Annotated in this window: 2 protein-coding genes; both read left to right on the forward strand. The window is 57.5% G+C overall.

Features of this window, described 5'->3' with window-relative positions; genetic code table 11:
* Positions 1-345 precede the first annotated feature (345 nt).
* The gene (uvrB, locus tag RSB01_RS04445; protein ID WP_332619651.1) at positions 346-2,676 is read left to right on the forward strand and encodes an excinuclease ABC subunit UvrB; all 2,331 of its coding nucleotides are present in this window, start codon (positions 346-348) and stop codon (positions 2,674-2,676) included.
* Between the two features lie 35 nt (positions 2,677-2,711).
* A partial coding sequence (locus RSB01_RS04450; RefSeq protein WP_332625112.1) for a hypothetical protein occupies positions 2,712-3,247 on the forward strand: 536 nt, incomplete at its 3' end.

Here is a 3,247-nt window from a genome sequence, read left to right on the forward strand (position 1 = left end):
AACGTCGTGCCGCGATCCGTGCTTATCTAAAAGCACGACCAGACGAACGGCTATGACTTACACAACACATTCGCAACAATATTATTTCATAAATCAGCAATAGATATCGACGATTTCTTTATTTAACCATCATTATTGGAATAATTACCCATTAATATCGCCAAATATCACACATCGTTCCTAACATTACAGAACCGTAAGGAATTTATCTCCTGATTGCGCATAAGGCGAAATACACGGATAGCGACGCTATACCGCCCCCGATCCGCCCAAAACGCCCCTCCAGCCTCCCACGCACCCGCCAGCCCCTAGCGCCCCGCGACCCTATGCACTACCTGTGTGTTCATGGCCCGTTCCCCCTCTAAGTCGTCCGCAAAGTCCCCCAAGCCGGTCCACACCCCGACCGGCACCATCGGCGTCTCCGAGGCGGGCATCCCCTTCATCCACGACACACCGGCCCCCGGCCCACTCACCGGCCCGCGCCTCGTCCCCGAGATCGCCCCCGGCACCCCCGAAGGCTGGCAGCCCCACAGGCCCGAACGCGGCGGCAGCAAACTCTCCAAACCCTTCCGCCTGGAGACCCCCTACTCCCCCGCCGGTGACCAGCCCCAAGCCATCGCCGAGCTTGTCCAGCAAGCCACCGAGGGCGAGCAAAATCAGGTCCTGCTGGGCGTCACCGGCTCGGGCAAGACCTTCACCATGGCCAAGGTCATCGAGCAGACCCAGCGCCCCGCCCTGATCCTCGCCCACAACAAGACCCTCGCCGCCCAGCTCTATTCCGAGTTCAAGGCCTTCTTCCCGGACAATGCGGTCGAGTATTTCGTCTCCTACTACGACTACTACCAGCCCGAAGCCTACGTCCCGCGCACCGACACCTATATCGAGAAAGACAGCTCCATTAACGAGCAGATCGACCGGATGCGCCACGCCGCCACCCGCGCGATCCTCGAGCGCGACGACGTCATCGTAGTGGCCTCCGTCTCCTGCATCTACGGTATCGGCTCGGTCGAGACCTACACCGCCATGACCTTCAGCCTAAAGGTCGGCGACACCATCGACGAAGCCAAGCTGCGCGCCGACCTCATCGCCCTGCAGTACAAGCGCAACGACATCCACTTCGAGCGCGGCATGTTCCGCAAGCGCGGCGACACCCTCGAAATCTTCCCCGTCCACTTGGAAGACCGCGCCTGGCGCATCTCCCTCTTCGGCGACGAGATCGAATCCATCGAGGAGTTCGACCCCCTCACCGGCAAGAAGACCAACGCGCTGGAACAGGTCACCGTCTACGCCGCCAGCCACTACGTCACCCCGCGCCCGACCCTCAACCAGGCCATCAACGGCATCAAGGCCGAGCTTGCGGAAACGCTCGACTGGATGAACGAAAACGGCAAGCTGCTGGAGGCCCAGCGCCTTGAACAGCGCACCCGCTTCGATCTGGAAATGATGGAGGCCACCGGCTCCTGCGCGGGCATCGAGAACTACAGCCGCTGGCTCACAGGCCGCGCCCCGGGCGAGCCCCCGCCCACCTTCTTCGAATACATCCCCGACAACGCCCTGCTGTTCGTCGACGAAAGCCACGTCACCATCGGCCAGATCGGCGCCATGTTCAAAGGCGACTACAGCCGCAAATCCACGCTGGCCGAGTACGGCTTCCGCCTACCCTCCGCCATCGACAACCGCCCGCTCAAGTTTGAAGAGTGGGACGCCATGCGGCCCCAGTCGATCTTCGTCTCGGCCACCCCCGCCGCGTGGGAACTGGAAAAGGCCGGCGGCATCTTCGTCGAGCAGGTCATCCGCCCCACCGGCCTGATCGACCCGCCTGTCGAAATCCGCCCCGTCACCGGCGAGACCCGCAATCAGGTCGATGATGTCATTGACGAGGTCAAGGCCACGGCCCGCGCGGGCTACCGCTCCCTCGTCACCACCCTCACCAAAAAGATGGCCGAGGACCTGACCGAGTACATGCACGAGCAGGGCGTGCGCGTCCGCTACATGCACTCCGACATTGATACCTTGGAACGCATCGAAATCCTGCGCGACCTGCGCTTGGGCAGCTTCGACTGCCTCATCGGCATCAACCTGCTGCGCGAAGGCCTCGACATCCCAGAGTGCGGCCTCGTCGCCATCCTCGATGCCGATAAGGAAGGTTTCCTGCGCTCGGAAACCTCCCTCATCCAGACCATCGGCCGCGCCGCGCGTAACGTCGATGGCCGCGTCATCCTCTATGCCGACCGCATGACCGGCTCGATGGAACGCGCCATCTCCGAAACCAACCGCCGCCGCGAGAAACAACAGGCCTATAACGAGGCCCACGGCATCACCCCCGCCACGGTCAAGCGCGACATCAAGGAGATCATGGACTCCCCCTACGAGTCCCGCGACATCGACCGCTTCACCAATCCGGGCGTGAAGGAAGAAACCAAGCCCTTCACCGGCTCCAACTTCCAGGCCGCCCTCAAGGATCTGGAAACCCGCATGCGCGACGCCGCCGCCAACCTCGAATTCGAGGAAGCGGCAAGGCTCCGCGACGAGATCAAGCGTATGAAGCTGCTTGATCTCGAGTTCGCCAACGAGGCGCTGACTGCGGTCGGTGAAGAGGTGGACCGGTCAGCGCCGAAGCGTTGGCGGAAGGAAGCGGCGATTGAAAAGGCGGAGGCGTTTAGGAAGGGGCGTTAGGGACAAAAACGCGAAACTTGCCCTTAAAGCCCGTTATGATAACCATTGCTTTTTTAAACAGAAATTACGGGAACGTCGTGGACTTGGAAGAATTTCACAACCACATTTCCAGTACAAGCTCTACAGAAGAGCTATTAGATTTTTGCAGGAAGAAAAGCCTTCACGGTATTCCTCATGTTTTTAAAAATAACGAAGATGATTTTTACAACTTTAGAAGAAGAATAGCTAATAAGTTCGAAGTCAACTTCCACGATGTATTTATCGTTGGATCGGCAAACTTAGGATTTAGCCCTCACAAAGGAACTGAATTTAGCTTAGACTCCGATATAGATGTGGCAATCGTGTCTAACGCACTATTCGATAGAATTATGCTAGATATTAGACAGTATCAAATGGAACTTCGAAGAAACAGACGCACAGTATCAGAAAGAGAGCTTAAAAGTTATCATAGATTTTTAGAATATTCAGCAATTGGCTGGATACGTCCAGATTTATTACCTTTGTCATTTAAGATTAGTGAGATTAAAAATGACTGGTTCGACTTTTTTAACTCAATTTCTTCCGGAAGTAG

It is taken from the genome of Brevundimonas sp., assembly GCF_036659295.1.
Taxonomy (GTDB): Bacteria; Pseudomonadota; Alphaproteobacteria; order Caulobacterales; family Caulobacteraceae; genus Brevundimonas.